Below are 20,109 nucleotides of genomic sequence, written 5' to 3'. Positions count from 1 at the left end.
ACGCCGTTACGAGCAGTGCTTCCCGTCGGCCGGCGGGGTGCCGCGCAGGAGGTAGGTGTCGATCGCGGTGTCGATGCAGCGACTGCCCCGGCCGTAGGCGGTGTGGCCGTCGCCGTCGTAGGTGAGCAGGCGGCCCGAGGTGAGCTGGTTGGCCAGTGCCTGGGCCCAGATGTAGGGGGTCGCCGGATCGCGGGTGGTTCCGACCACGAGGATGGGGGCCGCTCCCCCGGCCTCGATGCGGTGCGGCTGTCCGGTGGGCCTCACCGGCCAGTACGCACAGTTCAGGGAGGCCCAGGCGAGGCCCTCGCCGAAGACCGGAGACGCCTTCTGGAAAGCCGGGACGGCCTTCTCAACGTCGTCGGGGGAGGAGAACGCCGCGGGGAGGTCCAGGCAGTTCACGGCGGCGTTGGCGTACATCAGGTTGCTGTAGTGACCGGCGGAGTCGCGTTCGTAGTAGCTGTCGGACAGGATCAGCAGCCCGGCGCCGTCGTTGTCCTCCATCGCCGTCTTCAGCGCTTCGCGCAGCTGCGGCCAGGCGCCGCGGTCGTACATCGCCGCGATCACCCCGGTCGTGGCGAGCGCCTCACCGAGGTTGCGGCCGCTCCTGTCGCCGGCGGGGAGCGGGTGCGCGTCGAGCCTGCGGAAGAAGGCCGCGAGGCGCTCGCCGGCCTGCTGCGGGGCGGTGCCCCGGCCGCCGAGCGGGCAGTCGCTCTGGCGTACGCAGTCCTTCGCGAACGACTGGAACGCCGCCTCGAAGCCGGTCGTCTGGTCGAGGTTCATCCGGCGGGCGGTCAGGGTGGGGTCCATCGCGCCGTCCAGGACGAGACGGCCCGCCCGGGCCGGGAACAGGCCGGCGTACGTCGCGCCCAGGAACGTCCCGTACGACGCGCCGACGTAGTTCAGCCTCTCGTCGCCGAGGACCGCTCGGAGGACGTCCATGTCGCGGGCCGCCTCCACAGTGGAGACGTGCCGCAGCAACCGGGGCTCACGGGACCCGCACCCCTCGGCGAACCTGCGGTACGCGCCGACGAGCGCCTCGGCCTCCTTGTGGTCGTCGGGCGTGACGTCGGTCTGCGTGTACGCGTCCATGGCCCGGTCGTCGAGGCACTCGACGGGCGCGCTGCGGGCGACTCCGCGCGGGTCCATCGCCACCATGTCGTAGCGGGCACGGATCTCGGCCGGGTAGCCCAGGCCGGCGTACTGCTGGAGATAGCCGACGGCCGAGCCGCCCGGACCGCCCGGGTTGAGCAACAGCGAGCCCAGGCGCTTGCCCGGCCCCGTGGCCTTCTTGCGGGCCACGGCCAGCGCGATGCCGCCCGCGGAGGGCTTGGCGTAGTCCAGCGGCGCCTTCATCGTCGCGCACTGGAAACCGGGGACCCCGCAGTCCCGCCAGGACAGCTTCTGGCCGTAGTACGGCGCGAGGGCGGACGGAGTGGACCTCGGCAGCGCGGCCAGCACCGCCTCCGCCGCGGGCGTGGCCCGGTGCTCTGTGCTTCCGGACGAGCAGGCCGAGACGAGCAGGGCCGCGGCTGCCAGGAGGGAGCCGCCAGTGCGGGCGATCCGGGGGCCGCGTCGACCGCTCGGAGGGCTGTCCGGACGAAGGGAGCGCCTGAAGTACATCCAGCGATCGTAACTCTCCGCGATCATTTGGAAGCGCTCCGCGCCTGCCGTGCCGCGTACGAGTGATGCCGTCAACCGTGCGTGACGACCAGCCGGGCGTCGGCGTCGGGCGACGACTTCCGGTGCAGGCGTGTGGCGTCCGGTGCCGACGTCCGGTGTGGGCGTACGGCGTCCGGTGCCGGGAACCGGCGGGAAGGGGCGTTGGGTGGTCAGCCGGCTCTGAGGGCCATCGTCATCGCCTCCACCGCCAGAAGTGGGGCCACATTGCGATCGAGGGCCTCCCGGCAGGCGGCGATCGCGTCGATCCGCCGCAGGGTGGACTCCGGCGAGCTGTCGCGGGCGATGCGTTCGAGCGTGTCCTCGACGTCCGCGTTGGCGATGGCCAGGCGGGTGCCGAGCTGGAGTGCCAGGACGTCCCGGTAGAAGGCCGTGAGATCGATCAGGGCGAGGTCGAGGCTGTCGCGCTGGGTCCGGGTGCGGCGGCGCTTCTGCTTCTCCTCCAGGTCCTTCATCACGCCCGCCGTACCGCGCGGCAGCCGACCGCCCTGCGCGGCGCCGAGTGCCGCCTTCAGCTCCTCGGTCTCCTTGACGTCCCTCTCCTCGGCGAGCGCCTTGGCGTCGTCCGCTGCGGCGTCGACCAACTGCTGGGCCGCCTTGAGGCAGCCGCCGATGTCGTCCAGGCGCAGCGGGAGTTTCAGAACGGCGGCACGGCGCTCGCGCGCGGCCGGGTCGGTGGCCAGCCGGCGGGCCCGGTCGACATGACCCTGGGTGGCGCGGGCGGCGGCGGCCGCGACCTCGGGCTCGACGCCCTCACGGCGTACGAGCATGTCGGCGACGGCGTCCACGGACGGGGTGCTCAGGTTCAGGTGGCGGCAGCGGGAGCGGATCGTGGGGAGGACGTCCTCGATCGAGGGGGCGCACAGCAGCCAGACGGTGCGGGGGGCCGGCTCCTCGACGGCCTTCAGAACCGCGTTGGCGGACTTCTCGTTCAGCCGCTCGGCGTCCTCGACGAGGATCACCTGCCAGCGGCCGTTCGCCGGGGAGGTGAACGACTTGCGGACGGTGTCGCGCATGTCGTCGGCGAGGATCTGCGTGCCGACGGCCGCGACCGTGGTGACGTCGGCGTGGGTGCCGATCAGCGCGGTGTGGCAGCCGTCGCAGAAGCCGCAGCCGGGAGCTCCGCCGAGGGCGCGGTCGGGGCTCACGCACTGGAGCGCCGCGGCGAAGGCCCGTGCCGTCTGCGTGATTCCCGCACCGGGCGGCCCGGTGAAGAGCCACGCGTGGGTCATCTTCGACGCCTCCGGCGGCGGGGCGTCGGAGGCTGCAGCGGTGACCAGGGCGTCGGCGTCACGGGCGGCGGCGTCCAGTTGCTCGCCGACCTTCTCCTGCCCGACGAGGTCGTCCCACACGCTCATGGGTCACGCCGCCCTTCCGTCCCGGTTCCTGGTGCGCAGTCCATTGTGCGGGGGACCACTGACAAACCGGACCAGCGGTCCTTCGACGGCGGACCGGCAGTCCCCGACGGCGGACCGGCGATCCTCCGGCGACGGACCGGCAGTCCTCGCACGGCGGACCGGCGACCCGCTGATCCCGCACCGGCAGCGGGCCGGGCAACCGGGCGGCCACGGGCGGGCGGCACGCCGACGACGGCCGATGGCGGCCCGCCGGTGCGGCGGACCGCCCACGGGCTCAGCGCCGCCTGCCGTGACCCCGGCCGTGTCCGTCCCCGCGGCCGGATCCGTCCGCGTTGCCGCCCCGGCCGTCGTCGTACTCCCCGTCGTCCTGGCGCGGTCCCAGCAGCTCGTCCGCAAGCGTCGGCAGATCGTCCAGCGGTGTCTCCTCGGCCCAGTCCGGCCGGGGCCGCCGTCGCGCCGTGCCGTCGGCCCCGACCTGCGGAAGTTCACGCGTGCGGCCCTCGGAACCGTCGGGCCGGGCGGCCGACGGCCGCTCGTCCCGGAAGTACCCCGGCGGAATCCGGCCCGCGGGATCGCCACCGTGCTCCTGCGCCGCACCACCCTCGTCGCGCGCCGGGGCCTCGTCGCGCACCGGTGGCATGACGGCCGTCTCGTCCGCCGCTCCGGCAGGCGGAACCGACGGCAGCACAGCCGTCTCATCGGCCGCTCCGGCAGGCGGAACCGACGGCAGCACAGCCGTCTCGTCCGCCGATCCCGGCGGGATGGGAGGCACCACCGGCTGCGGCAGTTCGGCCGTGACCTCGGACTCCGGCTCGAACCCGGATGCTCCCGCACCGCGCGCGGCCCCGTCCGGGACCCGCCCGCCGCTCCTGTCGTCGTCCCGGCCGTCACGCACCGGCGGCAGCACCGCCGTCTCGTCCACCGGGCCGCCGGTGGCGTTCGTCGGCGTCACGACCGGCGTCGGCACGGTCACCGCGTCCGACGGCGGCGTCGACGCGGCAGCGGGCGGCTCCGGCCGGCGGGGGCCCGCCTGTGCGACGGCGGCGGCCTGTTCGGCGGCGCGCCGGGCCTCCTCGGCCCGCAGCAGCGCCTCCTCGGCCTTGCGCTGCTTCTCCATGCGCCGCGCCTCGGCCTCGGCGTGCAGCCGGGCCTCCTCCTCGGCCTGCTGACGCCGCCGTTCCTCCTCGGCCTTGCGCCGGGCCTCGGCCTCCGCCCGTGCCTGCTCCTCGGCGAGCAGCCGGGCGCGCTCCTCCTCGGCACGCCGGCGCGCTTCCTCGGCGCGCTGCCGGGCCTCCTCGGCCTGCCGTTCGGCCTCGCGCCGCTGCGCCTCCTCCAGTTCGCGCCGCTTGCGCTCCTCCTCCTCGGCGCGCAGCCGGGCGAGCTGCTCCTGGCGCTCCCGCTCCAGCCGCTCCTCCTCGGCCTTGCGCCGGGCCTCCTCCTCGGCCTTGCGGCGCGCCTCCTCCTCGGCCGCCTTCCGCGCCTCCTCCTGGGCCTTCACCTCGGCCTCGGACAGGGGCAGCACCTGGTCGAGCCGGTGCCGGACGACCGTGGTCACCGCCTCGGGCTCCTGGCCGGCGTCCACCACGAGGTACCGGCCGGGGTCGGCGGCGGCGAGCGCCAGGAAACCTGACCGCACGCGCGCGTGGAACTCGGCCGGCTCCGACTCCAGACGGTCGGGCGCCTCGGTGAACCGTTCGCGGGCCGTCTCCGGCGAGACGTCCAGCAGGACCGTCAGGTGCGGCACCAGTCCGTTCGTCGCCCACCGGGAGATCCGTGCGATCTCGGTCGGGGACAGGTCGCGGCCCGCCCCCTGGTAGGCGACGGAGGAGTCGATGTACCGGTCCGTGATCACGACGGCGCCGCGCTCCAGGGCGGGCCGTACGACCGTGTCCACGTGCTCCGCGCGGTCGGCGGCGTACAGCAGCGCCTCCGCCCGGTGCGACAGTCCCTGCGAGGACACGTCCAGCAGGATGGAGCGCAGCCGCTTGCCCACGGGTGTGGCGCCCGGCTCACGGGTGAGGACGACCTCGTGGCCCTTGGCCCTGATCCAGTCGGCGAGCGCCTCGGCCTGCGTGGACTTGCCCGCGCCGTCGCCGCCCTCCAGGGCGATGAAGAAGCCGGAGTCCGCCGGGGCCGTCACCGGGTCGTCACCGCGCAGGGCGTCGACCAGGTCCTGCCTGAGCGGTACGCCGGAACGGTCGTCGACCTTGGCGAGGACCAGCGCGGCCACGGGCAGCAGCAGCGCGCCGACCAGCATCAGCGTGAAGGCGGCGCCGCCGTGCGCGAACACGAACCTGCCGTTCTCCAACCGGTGCGGGCCGATGCCGGCCGCGACCACCGGGGCGAGCACGGCGCCCAGCGCGACGAGGACCCGTACCACCGCGTGCAGGTGTTCGGTCATACGCGGTCGGCGGTAGTCCTCGGCCTCCAGGTCGAGCAGCGTGTGCCCGGTGTTGGCGGCGATGCCCGCGCTCATGCCGGCGAGAACGAGGATCAGCAGGTCAGTGGTGACGTCCGGGACCAGTCCGGCGGCGAGCAGCGCGACACCGGTGAGGGCGATCGCCAGCGCCAGCAGGCGGCGCCGCGACAGCGTCACGAGTGCCCTGGGCGCCGTCCGGACGCCGACGGCGACACCGCCGGTCACGGCGAGCACCGCCAGTCCGTAGAGCACCGGGCCGCCGCCCAGGTCCTGGGTGTGCAGCGCGGTGACGGAGACCGCGGCGGCGATGGCCCCGGCCACGGCGGCCGAGGCGAGGATCAGCAGCGGTACGGCCCCGGTGCGGCCCTTGTCGACGCCGGCGCCGGTCTTCGGGCGGCGCAGTCCCTCCAGCGGCGACCGGGCGCGCGGGGTGCGCGTCCCGGGCAGCTCCAGGTAGGTCAGCACGGACAGGGAGGCGGCGAACAGGCCGGCCGCCATATACGCGCCGAGAGCCGCCTGGTGCTGGTCGAACCAGGTGATGCCGGTGCCCAGCAGGTTGTTGAGCAGGGACGCGACGATCAGCGCGGCGGCGGCCAGCGGGATCGCCAGGAAGTTCGTCCGCAGCGACAGACGGCGCAGCGCGTCGAGGTGGTCCGGCAGCGGGCGGACGGTGGCGCCTTCCGGGGGCGGGGCGGGCAGCAGCGCGGGGGCCGCGCTTTCCCGGCACACCGACCACAGCCGCTCGGCGGCCCCGGTCACGAAGACCGTGACCAGGAGGAGGACCAGCGCGTTGCCCGGTGTCCAGTCGATCCACAGCGGCGCGACGATCAGCAGCGCGGCTCGCACCCCGTCCGCGCCGACCATGGTCCAGCGGCGGTCGAGCGGTCCGTCCTGGGAGGTGAGCGCGGTGAGCGGGCCGAGGAGCACCGCTCCGAAGAGCACGGTCGCCAGGACACGGGCCGCGAAGACGGTCGCCACTGCGAACGCCACGCCCCGGTAACCGCCGCCGAAGGAACCTTCGGCGGCGGCCGTCCGGAGGGTGAGGAGGACCAGCACCAGGAGCGCGAGGGCGTCCCCGGTGCCGCCCACCAGCTGTGCGCTCCAGAGCCGCTTCAGCTGCGGCCTTCGCAGCAGGGCGCGGACGGCGCGCTCGCGGGAATCCGCCAGCAGTGCGTCGTCGGGGGCCGGGGCTGGAGTGTGGGCCGTTGGCTGCTCGGCTCGCGTCATGCGTTCAGCCTATCGGGACGTACGGACAGCACGCGGTGACCGCCCGAACGTGTGCACGCCCCGACACCAAAGTGATGCCGGGGCGTTCGTTTCGCGAACGAGCCGTGAAGGTCCGTCCACCCGGACCGCGTCCGCCTCCGAGCGCCGGACGCGACCGCCGGAAGGCGGCCCGGAGGCCGTGGGAGCCGACCGGACCCGGCCGGAAGAACCAGCCGACCCCGGGCGCGCCGCGGAAGACCCGACCGGCCGCGAGGGCGCGGTCGGGGCCGGGGGACGGGCCGGCCGGACCCGGTGGACCGGCCGTGACACCCCCGGAAGACCCGACCGGCTGCCGGGGCGCGGCCCGGAGATCAGTCCTCCGCGGCCTTCGAAGCCGTCGTCGCCTTCTTCGCGGCCGTCGACTTGGCGGCCGTCTTCTTGGCGGTGGTCGTCTTCTTCGCCGCGGTCTTCTTGGCCGCCGTCTTCTTGGCGGCCGTCGCCGTGGTCTTCTTCGCCGCCGTCTTCTTGGCCGGCGCCTTCTTCGCGGCCTTCTTCGCCGGTCCCTTCGCGCGCTTCTCCGCGAGCAGCTCGAAACCGCGCTCCGGGGTGATCGCCTCGACGCTGTCGCCGGAGCGCAGCGTGGCGTTGGTCTCGCCGTCGGTGACGTACGGCCCGAAGCGGCCGTCCTTCACCACGACCGGCTTTCCGCTGACCGGGTCCTCGCCCAGCTCCTTCAGCGGCGGCTTCGCCGCGGCGCGACCCCGCTGCTTGGGCTGGGCGTAGATCGCCAGCGCCTCCTCCAGCGTGATCGTGAAGAGCTGGTCCTCGGACTGCAGCGACCGCGAGTCCGTGCCCTTCTTCAGGTACGGACCGTAACGGCCGTTCTGCGCGGTGATCTCCTGTCCCTCGGCGTCTACGCCGACCACGCGCGGCAGCGACATGAGCCTCAGCGCGTCGCCCAGGGTCACCGTGTCCAGGGACATCGACTTGAACAGGGACGCCGTGCGCGGCTTGACCGCGTTCTTGCCCGTCTTCGGGGTGCCCTCGGGAAGGACCTCCGTGACGTACGGGCCGTAGCGGCCGGCCTTGGCGACGATGGCGTGCCCGGTCTCCGGGTCCGTGCCCAGTTCGAAGTCGCCGCTGGGCTTGGCGAGCAGTTCCTCGGCCAGCTCGACACTCAGCTCGTCCGGCGCCAGGTCGTCCGGGATGTCGGCGCGCTGGTGCTGCTCGGTGTCCTTCTCGCCGCGCTCGATGTACGGACCGTAACGGCCCACGCGGAGCACGGTGTCGTTGCCGACCGGGAACGAGGACACCTCGCGCGCGTCGATGGCACCGAGGTCGGTCACCAGTTCCTTGAGGCCGCCGAGGTGGTCGCCGTCGCCGTTGCCGGCCTCGGCCGCACCGCCCTCGCCCGTGCCTTCGCCGAAGTAGAACCGCTTCAGCCACGGCACGGCCCGCGCCTCGCCGCGCGCGATGCGGTCGAGGTCGTCCTCCATCCTGGCGGTGAAGTCGTAGTCGACGAGCCGGCCGAAGTGCTTCTCCAGAAGGTTCACCACGGCGAAGGACAGGAAGGACGGCACCAGGGCCGTGCCCTTCTTGAAGACGTACCCGCGGTCGAGGATCGTGCCGATGATCGACGCGTACGTCGACGGGCGGCCGATCTCGCGCTCCTCGAGCTCCTTGACCAGGCTTGCCTCGGTGTAACGGGCCGGGGGCTTGGTGGCGTGTCCGTCGACCGAGATCTCCTCGGCGCTGAGCGGGTCGCCCTCGCCGACCTGCGGCAGCCGGCGCTCGCGGTCGTCGAGCTCGGCGTTCGGGTCGTCGGCGCCCTCGACGTACGCCTTCAGGAAGCCGTGGAAGGTGATCGTCTTGCCGGAGGCGCTGAACTCGACGTCCCGGCCGTCGGCGGCGGTGCCGCCGATCTTCACCGTGACCGAGTCACCGGTGGCGTCCTTCATCTGGGAGGCGACCGTGCGCTTCCAGATCAGCTCGTAGAGCTTGAACTGGTCGCCGGTCAGACCGGTCTCGGCGGGCGTGCGGAAGCGGTCCCCCGAAGGACGGATCGCCTCGTGCGCCTCCTGGGCGTTCTTGACCTTCCCGGCGTACGTGCGCGGCTGCGGGGGCAGGTAGGCGGCGCCGTAGAGCTGGGTGACCTGGGCGCGGGCGGCGGTGATCGCCGTGTCGCTCAGGGTGGTGGAGTCCGTACGCATGTACGTGATGTAGCCGTTCTCATACAGCTTCTGCGCGATCTGCATGGTCGCCTTCGCGCCGAAGCCCAGCTTGCGGCTGGCCTCCTGCTGCAGCGTCGTCGTACGGAACGGCGCGTACGGCGAGCGGCGGTACGGCTTGGACTCGACGGACCGGACGGAGAAGCGGGTGTCCTCCAGGGCGGTGGCGAGCGCGCGGGCGTTCGCCTCGTCGAGGTGCAGGGTGTTCGCGCTCCTGAGCTGTCCCAGGGAGTCGAAGTCGCGGCCCTGGGCGACGCGCCGGCCGTCGACGCTCTGCAGGCGGGCGACCAGCGACGACGGATCCGAGGGGTCTCCCGCGCGGCCGGTCGCGAAGGTGCCGGTCAGGTCCCAGTACTCGGCGGAGCGGAAGGCGATGCGCTCGCGTTCCCGCTCCACCACGAGCCGGGTGGCGACCGACTGGACGCGGCCGGCCGACAGGCGCGGCATGACCTTCTTCCACAGCACCGGCGAGACCTCGTAGCCGTAGAGGCGGTCGAGGATGCGGCGGGTCTCCTGGGCGTCGACGAGCTTCTGGTTGAGCTGGCGCGGGTTGGCCACGGCCGCCCGGATCGCGTCCTTGGTGATCTCGTGGAAGACCATCCGCTTGACCGGGATCTTCGGCTTGAGCACTTCCTGGAGGTGCCACGCGATGGCCTCGCCCTCGCGGTCCTCATCGGTGGCGAGGAAGAGCTCGTCGGAGTCCTTCAGCAGGTCCTTGAGCTTCTTGACCTGAGCCTTCTTGTCGGCGTTCACCACATAGATCGGCTGGAAGTCGTGTTCGACGTCCACACCGAGGCGGCGGACCTCACCGGTGTACTTCTCGGGGACCTCCGCGGCCCCGTTCGGAAGGTCGCGGATGTGCCCGACGCTCGCTTCGACGACGTAGCCGGGGCCGAGATAGCCCTTGATCGTCTTCGCCTTGGCAGGCGACTCGACGATGACGAGTCGGCGGCCGCCCTGTGCGGTCTCGCTGGTCGGGGACAACTTCGCTCTTCTCTCCGGTCGACGCTGGGTCTCGCTGGGTCTCCCCAGGCCTTCGTGGCACCCGGGGTCGGGTCGTGCTGACGCTGCGGAGTGTGACGGTACATCCCGCCCCCGTGTCAAACGGGAAAAGCCCGCAACGGCCACTCGAACGGTAACCCGACTACCGCCCTTCCTGCCGCCCGGACCGCTCACCGGCCCGTTCGAGTCAATGCGGAACGTGATGTGTCAGTTACCGATGCCGAACGCCGTGCCGGTTCTCACAGACCCGCGAAGCACCACACTCCCAGTGTCAGGGACACCAGCGCGGTCAGGGCCGCTACGGTCGCCGACGCGACCTGGTTCACACCGAGGGCGACGGGCCGGCGCTGCCGAACCCGTACCGCCGTCCACCCCAGCAGTACCCCTCCGAACAGGGCGAACACCGTCCCCGTGAAGATGGCCGGCCCGTTCTCCATGTACGTCCCCTCCCGCGCCCTCGGCCTCCGGTCCGGGAGGCTGGCACCTGCGGGCGACGACCGCGCCAACCCCCGGTGAACGCCGGGCGGACGACCGCCCGCGCCCCCGCGCCGACGGCCCCGGACACCGGCGGCGGCCGTCGGCGTGCGCCGAGCACATGACCGAAAAATGGTGGAAGGAGAAAGCTGGGAAGAAGGTCGGGACGATGATGCCGGGGGCCGGGATGGTGCCGGAGGCCGATCTGGGTGCGGTGCAGGGGTGTCACCGGGTGCCGGAGGGGACGGGAGTGCCGGGTCCTCCCCCGGCGGCCGGGACGGCGCGCGAGGCAGGTCCGGCAGCCGACTCCGGCAACGGCGTCCGCCCCGGGCCGGGGCCGCGTGCGACAGGCGTCCGCGTGCGGCCAACCGGCGGCCCGTCCCCGCACGGCGCCCGGCCTGTGAGCCCTGGACGACGCACCGGACCGGCCGACGGCGTCCGTTCCGTCCCGGAGATCAGTTCGCCGGCTCCAGGAACCCCTGTTCGATCAGCAGCCGGATCTGGGCGGGCGTGCGGTCCCGCAGCACCACCGGGTCCTCGCCGACGAGCTGGGCGATGGCGTCCAGGATGCGGCCGGCGCTCAGCGTGCCGTCGCAGACGCCGGCGAAGCCCGCGCCGACCGTGTCCACCGTGGTGGCGCGGCGCATCCCGCGGTGCTGGCGCAGCACGACGTGCTCCGGGTCCTCGGCCCCGGGCAGCCCGACCTGCTCCTGCACGATCTCGTGGGTCAGCCGGAAGTGCCCGTCGAGCAGGGCGGCGTCGTCGTGGTCCCGCAGGTAGCCGAGGCGGTCGAAGTGCGCCCGCACGGTGTCGCCGAGCGGCTGTTCGATCGGGTGCGGCCACTCCTCGACGGTGATCGAGGGCTCGGCGGAGCCCGTCCTGCGCAGGGTGATCCAGCCGAAGCCCACGGCCTTCACCTTGCGCGCCTCGAACTCGTCGAGCCAGGCGTCGTAACGCGCCTGGTACTCCGCCGGGTCGTCGCGATGGTCGCCGGCGTCCCTGAGCCACAGCTCGGCGTACTGCGTGACGTCCTGCACCTCGCGCTGCACGATCCACGCGTCGCACCCGCGGGGCACCCATGACCTGAGCCTGTCCTGCCAGTCCTCCCCCTCCACGTGCTGCCAGTTGGCGAGGAACTGCGCGAACCCGCCCTCGTTCAGCCGCTCCCCCGACTGCTGAACGAGCGTGCGGCACAGATCGTCCCCGCCCATCCCGCCGTCGCGGTAGGTGAGCCGGGCGCCGGGGGAGATCACGAAGGGCGGGTTCGACACGATCAGGTCGAACTTCTCGTCGGCACGGACCGGCTCGAACAGCGACCCCTCGCGCAGGTCGGCGGCCGGGGCCCCGGACAGGGCCAGGGTGAGCGCGGTGATGTGCAGTGCGCGCGGGTTGACGTCGGTCGCGGTCACCCGCGTGGCGTGCCGGCCGGCGTGCAGCGCCTGGATGCCGGAGCCGGTGCCGAGGTCGAGCGCGGAGCCGACGGGCGTACGGACCGTGATGCCGGCCAGGGTGGTGGAGGCGCCGCCGACGCCGAGGACGACGCCCTCCGCGCGGCTGCCGATGCCGCCCGCGCCGCCGACCGCGCAGCCCAGGTCGGACACGATGAACCAGTCCTCGCCGTCGAGTCCGCCGTACGGCCGGACGTCCACCGTCGCGGCGAGTTCGTCCTTCCCGACGCCCACCAGCCAGCCGCTCGCCAGGCAGTCCTCGACGGGCAGCACGTCCGCCAGGCGCGCGTGCGGCACGGGCTGCTGCAACAGGAACAACCGGACGAGCAGCTCCAGCGGTGTGTCCCCGCGGGTGGCCCGGAGCGCGGGCACGGTCTCGCTGCGCGCCAGCGCCGCGTAGGCGGGCGCGCCGAGCAGTTCGAGCAGTCCGTCGGCGGTGAAGGAGGCGCCGAGCAGGGCGTCCCGGAGCCTGGCGGCGACTTCCGGGCGGTCGGCGGCGGGCAGGGCGGTCGGGGCGGGCAGGCTGGAGTCACTCACGCCCCCATTGTGTCGGCTCCGGCCGACACCGCACGCGCGCGTGCCGAGTCGGCGTCACCCACGCGCGCGTGCCGGGCCGATGTCGGTCACACGCGCGCGTGGGTGATTCCGGGCGTTCCGGTCAGCCGTTCGACGTCGAGGGCGACGCGGAGGCCGAGGGGGCGGCCGAGGCGGACTTGCAGCTCGGCTGCCTGGCCATCGCCTGGCCGACGTCGCCCTCCTCGAGGTTCTTCAGGGCGTCGTTCCCGGTCTTACTCAGCTTGTCCAGCTGGGTGGCGATGTCCTTCAGGCCGTCGGCGAACTTGGCCTGGTCCTTGGTGTCGAGCTTGTCCACCTGCTGCTTGAGCGTGGCGTAGGAGGTGCCGAGGTCGTTGAGCTCCTTGACCGCGTCCTGCTGCTTCTTCTGGCCGTCGTCCACCTTGGGCGCGCCGGCCCTGTTCACGGCGGCGCCGATCGCCTTGTAGGCGTCGGACATGTCCTGGAAGGCCTGGGCGTCGGTCTTCCGCACGTCGGCCGGGGTGCTGTTGTCCGAGGTCTGCTTCTGGATCGCGGAGTTGGCGGCCTCGATCTTCTTCGCCTGCGGCTGCACCCCGTCGCACACCTGCTTGGCCCAGGTGTCGAGCGCGTCGTTCTTGTCGTCGGCGCTGCCACTGGAGCATCCCGTCAGTGCCAGTGCCAGTACCGCACCGCCGGACAGTACGGCCGCGAGCTTCTTGTTCACCGGATTGGTCCCTTCCATGGCTCTCGGCCCCGGAACATACACGCCGCATGGGCGGCGACCTGGCCCCGGTCACCCTTTAAGCACCGTCTTGCAGCCATTTGCACCAAGCGAGAGAAGGCTCACGGCCCAGGCGGGCCGGCACATGCGAGGGGCGGGCGACGCGTCGAACGCGCCGCCCGCCCGTCTCCCTCGCCGGGTCCGGTTCCAGGCCGTCGGGCAAGGTCCGTGCGGGCGCCGAGCCGGCGGGGCCGCCTACGAAACCACCGCGGGATCGGCCGGCTTGGACACCCGCTCTGCGTTTTCCTCGTCGCCCACGGCGATTCCGCGCCGCTTGGAGATGTAGACCGAGCCGGCGATGACGATCAGCGCGAGGACCGCGATCACGATCCGTACGCCGATGCTCTTGTCGTGGCCGTAGGAGAACTTGATGACCGCGGGCGCGATGAGCAGCGACACCAGGTTCATCACCTTCAGCAGCGGGTTGATCGCGGGACCGGCGGTGTCCTTGAAGGGGTCGCCGACCGTGTCCCCGATGACCGTGGCGGCGTGGGCCTCGCTCCCCTTGCCGCCGTGGTGGCCGTCCTCGACCAGTTTCTTGGCGTTGTCCCAGGCGCCACCGGAGTTGGCGAGGAAGACCGCCATCAGCGTGCCCGTGCCGATCGCGCCCGCGAGATAGGCGCCCAGCGCGCCGACGCCCAGCGTGAACCCGATGAAGATCGGCGCCATCACGGCGAGCAGCCCGGGGGTGGCGAGTTCGCGCAGGGCGTCCCTGGTGCAGATGTCGACGACCTTGCCGTACTCCGGCTTCTCGCTGTAGTCCATGATCCCGGGCTTCTCGCGGAACTGCCGCCGTACCTCGAAGACCACCGAACCCGCCGACCGCGACACCGCGTTGATCGCCAGCCCGGAGAAGAGGAAGACGACCGCCGCGCCGGCGACGAGGCCGACCAGGTTGTTGGGCTGCGAGATGTCCATGATCAGGGTCATCGGTGCACCGGCCCCGGACAGCTTCGCGCCGACGTCGGCGGCGCCGGTGGTGATCGCGTCGCGGTACGACCCGAAGAGCGCGGACGCCGCCAGCACGGCGGTGGCGATGGCGATGCCCTTGGTGATGGCCTTGGTGGTGTTGCCGACCGCGTCCAGGTTGGTCAGCACCTGCGCGCCCGCGCCCTCGACGTCGCCGGACATCTCGGCGATGCCCTGCGCGTTGTCGGAGACCGGACCGAAGGTGTCCATGGCGACGATCACGCCGACCGTGGTGAGCAGTCCGGTGCCGGCCAGCGCCACCGCGAACAGCGCCAGCATGATCGACGTGCCGCCGAGCAGGAACGCTCCGTACACGCTCAGGCCGATCAGCAGGGCGGTGTAGACGGCGGACTCCAGACCGACGGAGATGCCGGCGAGGACGACGGTGGCCGGGCCGGTGAGCGAGGTCTTGCCGATGTCGCGGACCGGCCGCCGGTTGGTCTCGGTGAAGTAGCCGGTCAGCTGCTGGATCACGGCGGCGAGCAGGATGCCGATGGCCACCGCGACCAGGGCGAGGACGCGCGGGTCGCCGTCCTTGCCGTGGATCGCCGCGTCGGAGACGCCGGTCAGGGCGGAGTACGACGACGGCAGGTAGGTGTAGACGGCCGCGGCGACGAGGGCCAGCGAGATCACCGCGGAGATGAAGAAGCCGCGGTTGATCGCGCTCATGCCGCTGCGGTCGGCGCGGCGCGGCGCGACCGCGAAGATGCCGATCATGGCGGTGATCACGCCGATCGCGGGGACCAGCAGCGGGAAGGCGAGTCCGTCGTTGCCGAAGGCGGCCTTGCCGAGGATGAGCGCGGCCACGAGCGTGACGGCGTAGGACTCGAAGAGGTCGGCCGCCATGCCCGCACAGTCGCCGACGTTGTCGCCCACGTTGTCGGCGATGGTCGCGGCATTGCGTGGATCGTCCTCCGGGATGCCCTGCTCGACCTTGCCGACCAGGTCGGCGCCGACGTCGGCGGCCTTGGTGAAGATGCCGCCGCCCACTCGCATGAACATGGCGATCAGCGCGGCGCCCAGACCGAAGCCCTCCAGCACCTTCGGCGCGTCGGCCGCGTACACCAGCACCACGCAGGAGGCGCCCAGCAGGCCGAGCCCCACCGTGAACATTCCGACGACGCCGCCGGTGCGGAAAGCGATCTTCATGGCCTTGTGCGAGACGGCGGTGAGATCCTTTTCCGGCTCGCCTTCCGCCGGGGTCGCCTCCCTGGCCGCGGCGGCGACGCGCACATTGCTGCGCACCGCGAGCCACATGCCGATATAACCGGTGACCGCCGAGAACACCGCACCGATCAGGAAGAACACCGATCGACCGGCGCGCTGATCCCAGTTGTCCGCGGGCAGCAGCAGGAGCAGGAAGAACACCACGACCGCGAAAACGCCGAGCGTGCGCAGCTGCCGGCCCAGATAGGCCTTGGCGCCTTCCTGTACCGCTTCCGCGATCTTCTTCATGCTGTCGGTGCCTTCGCCCGCCGCGAGCACCTGGCGCACCAGGATGCCCGCGACCACGAGCGCGGCCAGCGCGACGGCCGCGATGGCCACCACGATGATCCGATTGTCGTTGGTCAGTACCGCGGCTGCGACGGTTGTGGGGTGGCCAAACTGATGAGGGGTAGAAAGCCCCGCCATTCGTCCTCCTTGACGCTTGGGCTGAGCTCAAGATGTGGACGGATTGTAGGTAGCGGAACCCGATCAAAACAGTGTGCGGTAAATGGAATCAGCCTTCACGTGCTCATCAGCAAATGATCGCCGTGCGGGCATGGAACCCGAAAGCGGTAACGCCTCAAAAGCATTGACCGTTGATCCATTATCGGGCTATTGATCGTGAATGACTTCACGAAATGATGACCAGGACTACTGTATGCCCGACCATCATCACCGATTCGGCGCAGCGGCGCCCGGCGGTGACCTCTACGGGCGGGCGGGCCCGGCGCGCCGAAGGGCTCCATCGCCGTCTCGCCGTGATGAGTGGCGTCCACCCGCACGCCGGAGGATCACGGCGGGGAGCGGCCGCCGCCCTGACCCCGAAGAGCTCTCCGCGGAACGGCCCCACGGCCTGCCGAAGCTCCCACCGTGCGGGCAGAGCGGGCCCGCCCGAACGTCGAAGGGCCCCGCCGTGCGGCGGGGCCCTTCGAATCGAACGCTGTCGTCTTAGGAAAGGACCACGGCCGGCGGAGTGGTCGGCCAGGTCATCTTGATGTGCCCGCCGTCCTCTCCTGTCCTGACCTGCACGTCGTCGACGAGGCCGCTGATGACCGCGAGGCCCATCTCGTCCTCCTCGGCCTCGGCCTCGTCCACGGCGCTCGGCACGTCACCGGGGTGATGCGGCGCGTGCGGGGCCTCGTCGCCCACCTCGATGGAGAACTGCTTCTCCTCCTCGGTCAGCGTCACCGTCACCGGCGCCGCGATTCCGACGCTCTGGTGCAGCCCCACCGCACGGGAGCAGGCCTCGCCGACGGCGAGCCTGACCTCGTCGAGAACGGCCTCGTCCACTCCAGCCCGGCGCGCCACCGCTGCCGCCACCAGTCGGGCGGTCCTGACGTGCTCGGGCAGCGCGCTGAAGCGGAGTTCGACGGTGGCCATGCATCCCCCTAGGAGCTACGGGCGTGCTGTGGAGGAGCCGGGCCGCCGAAGAGCCCGGTCCCCGCATGTACTTCTTCCGCCCCGGACACCGGTCCGGGGCCGGCGGTCAGTCGGTCGCCGCCACCGCTTCGTCGACCGAGGTGTGGATCGGGAACACCTTGGTCAGACCGGTGATGCGGAAAATCTTCAGAATGCGCTCCTGGTTGCAGACCAGGCGCAGCGAGCCCTCGTGAGCACGCACTCGCTTCAGACCGCCGACCAGGACGCCGAGCCCGGTGGAGTCGAGGAAGTCCACGCCCTCCATGTCGACGACGAGGTGGAAATTCCCGTCGTTCACCAGCTCGACCAGCTGCTCACGCAGCTTGGGCGCGGTATATACGTCGATTTCGCCACCGACCTCGACGACCGTACGATCGCCGACGGTACGGGTCGACAGGGACAGGTCCACGGATCCTCCAGCACCTTGCTATCGAGCGGTCGCCCCTCGGGCACCTCGGCTTGAAGCCCCCGGGACGGTTCGCCAGCCGCGATGGCATTCAATCACTTACCGGCAGGCGTGCACGACGCCTTGGCTCCATTGTCCGTCACGCCGGTGACACACTCGGTGCCAATGGCCAAGAATCACCGATCCGAACGATCCCCGACGGACCCCGCAACCCGCCTGACACCGGGCGCGGTTCTGGACCGGCTCGCCTCGGGCCCGAGCCGGGCTGCGCGCATCACTCATACGGAGCACTTGCCCCCGCGGGCGGGTCGCCATGCCGTTTGGCCCGACCGGATTCGCCCGGAGGTCGTGGCCGCCGTCCAGGCGTGCGGGATCGAACACCCCTGGGCCCACCAGGCACTCGCCGCCGAGCACGCCCTCGACGGCGACTCGGTGGTCGTCGCCACGGGCACGGCGTCCGGCAAGTCCCTGGCGTATCTGGTCCCGGTGCTGTCCACGCTCCTCGACGGCTCGGAGGCTCCGAACGGGCGTGGGAGCACCGCTCTCTACCTGGCTCCCACCAAGGCGCTGGCGGCCGACCAGTGCCGGTCGGTGCGGGACCTCGCCCGGCCGCTGGGCAAAGCCGCACGCCCGGCCGTGTACGACGGCGACACCCCGCCCGAGGAGCGCGAGTGGATCCGCCAGTACGCCAACTACGTCCTGACCAACCCCGACATGCTGCACCGCGGGATCCTGCCCTCGCACCCGCGCTGGTCCTCCTTCCTGCGAGCCCTGAAGTACGTCGTCATCGACGAGTGCCACACCTACCGGGGCGTCTTCGGCTCGCACGTCGCCCAAGTGCTGCGCCGTCTGCGCCGGCTGTGCGCGCGCTACGGCACCTCGCCGGTCTTCCTGCTGGCCTCGGCCACCGCGGCGCAGCCCTCGGTGGCCGCCGGCCGCCTCACCGGCCTGCCGGTGGTCGAGGTGGCCGACGACGCCTCGCCCCGGGGTGAACTGGTGTTCGCCCTCTGGGAGCCCCCGCTCACCGAACTCCAGGGCGAGAGGGGCGCACCCGTCCGGCGTACCGCCACCGCCGAGACCGCCGACCTGCTGACCGACCTCACGCTCCAGGGCGTGCGCTCGGTCGCCTTCGTGCGCTCCCGCCGCGGCGCCGAGCTGATCTCGGTGATCGCCCAGGAGCGGCTGGCGGAGACCGACCGGTCCCTGGCCCGGCGTGTCGCCGCCTACCGCGGTGGCTACCTCCCCGAGGAGCGCCGCGCCCTGGAACGCGCCCTGCACTCCGGCGAGCTGCTGGGCCTGGCCGCCACGACCGCCCTGGAACTCGGCGTCGACGTCTCGGGGCTGGACGCCGTGCTGATCTCCGGATATCCGGGCACCCGCGCCTCCCTGTGGCAGCAGGCGGGCCGGGCGGGCCGCTCCGGCCAGGGCGCCCTGGCGGTGCTGGTGGCCCGTGACGATCCGCTGGACACCTTCCTCGTCCACCACCCGGAAGCCCTGTTCGACCAGCCGGTCGAGTCCACGGTCCTCGACCCCGACAACCCCTACGTCCTCGCCCCGCACCTGTGCGCCGCCGCCGCCGAGCTGCCGCTCACCGACGAGGACCTGGAGCTGTTCGGCCCGGCGAGCGCGGAACTGCTCCCACAGCTGGAGGCCGCGAAGCTGCTGCGCCGCCGGACCAGGGCCTGGCACTGGACGCGCCGGGAACGGGCCGCGGACCTGACCGACATCCGCGGCGAGGGCGGTCGGCCGGTGCAGATCGTAGAGTCGGGCACCGGGCGGCTGCTGGGCACGGTCGACGAGGCTGCCGCGCACACGACCGTGCACGAGGGCGCGGTCCACCTGCACCAGGGCCGTACGTATCTGGTGCGCTCCCTCGACCTGGACGACTCGGTCGCCCTGGTGGAACAGGCGAACCCGCCGTACACGACCGTCGCCCGCGACACCACGTCGATCTCCGTCCTGGAGACGGACGTGGAGATTCCCTGGGGCGACGGACGCCTGTGTTACGGCTCCGTCGAGGTCACCAACCAAGTGGTCTCCTTCCTGCGCCGGCGTGTCATCACCGGTGAGGTCCTGGGCGAGACGAAACTCGACCTCCCTCCTCGTACGCTGCGCACCCGCGCCGTGTGGTGGACGGTCACCGAGGACCAGCTCGACGAGGCGCGGATCAATCCGGAGATCCTCGGCGGTGCACTGCACGCCGCCGAGCACGCGTCGATCGGCATGCTGCCCCTGTTCGCGACCTGCGACCGCTGGGACATCGGCGGCGTCTCCATCCCGCTGCACCCCGACACGCTCCTGCCCACGGTGTTCGTGTACGACGGCCATCCCGGCGGCGCGGGCTTCGCCGAACGTGCCTTCCACACCGCTCGCGCCTGGCTCACCGCCACCCGCGAGGCCATCGCCTCCTGCGAGTGCGACGCCGGTTGCCCGTCCTGCATCCAATCCCCCAAGTGCGGCAACGGCAACGACCCGCTCCACAAGGCAGGCGCCGTCCGTCTGCTGACCGTCCTGCTCAGGCGGGCACCGGACGGAGGGGAGGAACACCAGGGGTGACCTGCTCCGCTCAGGTGAACGTGCGAACGTGCGTGCCGATACCGACATCGGCCGACCCGGCGGCCCGGCGACCACGACCGGAAATCCGGCGGCCACAACCGGCGGCCCGGTGACCACGACCGGAAATCCGGCGGCCAGAACCGGCGGCCCGGTGACCACGACCGGAGGTGCGGCGGCCACAACCGGGCCGGCCGGACGGATCCCGTCGGCCACGTGTCCCCGTCGGTCACCGGCCACCTGACGACTCCCGTCGGCGCGCGGTCCGCTGCGTCCGGGAGCCTCCGGCCGGCCCAGGACGCCCGGCCGGGAGTTCCCGGCCGATCCGGCGGTCCAGGCCGGCCGAGCAGCCCGGATCGGCCGGTCGGCCCCGGCCGGTCCGAGCCGAACCTGCCGGACGGCCCAGAACGGATGGGCGGCTCCGGACAG

General features: G+C 72.2%; 11 protein-coding genes. 1 reads left to right on the top strand and 10 read right to left on the bottom strand.

Translation table 11 applies throughout. From position 1 onward, the window contains the following. Window positions 1–6 precede the first annotated feature (6 nt). From ACF061_RS11085 to bldG, 10 genes are all read right to left on the bottom strand, one after another. Window positions 7–1,620, bottom strand: coding sequence for an alpha/beta hydrolase (locus tag ACF061_RS11085; RefSeq protein ID WP_392266538.1), 1,614 nt, complete (start codon window positions 1,618–1,620; stop codon window positions 7–9). Between the two features lie 209 nt (window positions 1,621–1,829). Continuing rightward, a complete protein-coding gene (locus ACF061_RS11080; RefSeq protein ID WP_392266537.1) occupies window positions 1,830–3,035 on the bottom strand; it encodes a DNA polymerase III subunit delta' in 1,206 nt (401 codons plus the stop codon). A 274-nt stretch (window positions 3,036–3,309) separates the two neighbouring features. Continuing rightward, entirely contained in the window at window positions 3,310–6,681 is a 3,372-nt protein-coding gene (gene tmk, locus ACF061_RS11075; RefSeq protein ID WP_392266536.1) for a dTMP kinase, read from the bottom strand. Between the two features lie 350 nt (window positions 6,682–7,031). Further along, a complete protein-coding gene (topA, locus tag ACF061_RS11070) occupies window positions 7,032–9,872 on the bottom strand; it encodes a type I DNA topoisomerase (RefSeq protein ID WP_392266535.1) in 2,841 nt (946 codons plus the stop codon). Between the two features lie 257 nt (window positions 9,873–10,129). Continuing rightward, entirely contained in the window at window positions 10,130–10,327 is a 198-nt protein-coding gene (locus tag ACF061_RS11065) for a hypothetical protein (protein ID WP_392266534.1), read from the bottom strand. 492 nt (window positions 10,328–10,819) lie between these two features. Further along, on the bottom strand, window positions 10,820–12,349 hold the full coding sequence (locus ACF061_RS11060; protein WP_392266533.1) for a methyltransferase: 1,530 nt from the start codon (window positions 12,347–12,349) through the stop codon (window positions 10,820–10,822). Window positions 12,350–12,470: 121 nt separating this feature from the next. Further along, window positions 12,471–13,088, bottom strand: coding sequence for a small secreted protein (locus ACF061_RS11055; RefSeq protein WP_392266532.1), 618 nt, complete (start codon window positions 13,086–13,088; stop codon window positions 12,471–12,473). 234 nt (window positions 13,089–13,322) lie between these two features. Next, entirely contained in the window at window positions 13,323–15,728 is a 2,406-nt protein-coding gene (locus tag ACF061_RS11050) for a sodium-translocating pyrophosphatase (protein WP_392266531.1), read from the bottom strand. 522 nt (window positions 15,729–16,250) lie between these two features. Then, the gene (locus ACF061_RS11045; RefSeq protein WP_392266530.1) at window positions 16,251–16,682 is read right to left on the bottom strand and encodes an ATP-binding protein; all 432 of its coding nucleotides are present in this window, start codon (window positions 16,680–16,682) and stop codon (window positions 16,251–16,253) included. A gap of 106 nt (window positions 16,683–16,788) precedes the next feature. Continuing rightward, complete coding sequence (gene bldG, locus ACF061_RS11040; RefSeq protein ID WP_009189842.1) at window positions 16,789–17,130, bottom strand: anti-sigma factor antagonist BldG; 342 nt, start codon at window positions 17,128–17,130, stop codon at window positions 16,789–16,791. A gap of 81 nt (window positions 17,131–17,211) precedes the next feature. Between bldG and ACF061_RS11035 the strand changes: the two genes are divergently transcribed. After that, a complete protein-coding gene (locus tag ACF061_RS11035; protein ID WP_392266529.1) occupies window positions 17,212–19,683 on the top strand; it encodes a DEAD/DEAH box helicase in 2,472 nt (823 codons plus the stop codon). Window positions 19,684–20,109 lie beyond the last annotated feature (426 nt).

Source organism: Streptomyces sp. NPDC015220, from assembly GCF_043079345.1.
Classification (GTDB): domain Bacteria; phylum Actinomycetota; class Actinomycetes; order Streptomycetales; family Streptomycetaceae; genus Streptomyces.
This window is presented reverse-complemented; position numbering and strand designations above follow the sequence as displayed.

Excerpts from the sequence above, each read along its gene's own strand:
- ACF061_RS11085 (WP_392266538.1), bottom strand. The coding sequence starts at position 1,620 with ATGTACTTCAGGCGCTCCCTTCGTCCGGACAGCCCTCCGAGCGGTCGA.
- ACF061_RS11080 (WP_392266537.1), bottom strand. The coding sequence starts at position 3,035 with ATGAGCGTGTGGGACGACCTCGTCGGGCAGGAGAAGGTCGGCGAGCAA.
- tmk (WP_392266536.1), bottom strand. The coding sequence starts at position 6,681 with ATGACGCGAGCCGAGCAGCCAACGGCCCACACTCCAGCCCCGGCCCCC.
- ACF061_RS11065 (WP_392266534.1), bottom strand. The coding sequence starts at position 10,327 with ATGGAGAACGGGCCGGCCATCTTCACGGGGACGGTGTTCGCCCTGTTC.
- ACF061_RS11055 (WP_392266532.1), bottom strand. The coding sequence starts at position 13,088 with ATGGAAGGGACCAATCCGGTGAACAAGAAGCTCGCGGCCGTACTGTCC.
- ACF061_RS11050 (WP_392266531.1), bottom strand. The coding sequence starts at position 15,728 with ATGGCGGGGCTTTCTACCCCTCATCAGTTTGGCCACCCCACAACCGTC.
- ACF061_RS11045 (WP_392266530.1), bottom strand. The coding sequence starts at position 16,682 with ATGGCCACCGTCGAACTCCGCTTCAGCGCGCTGCCCGAGCACGTCAGG.
- ACF061_RS11035 (WP_392266529.1), top strand. The coding sequence starts at position 17,212 with ATGGCATTCAATCACTTACCGGCAGGCGTGCACGACGCCTTGGCTCCA.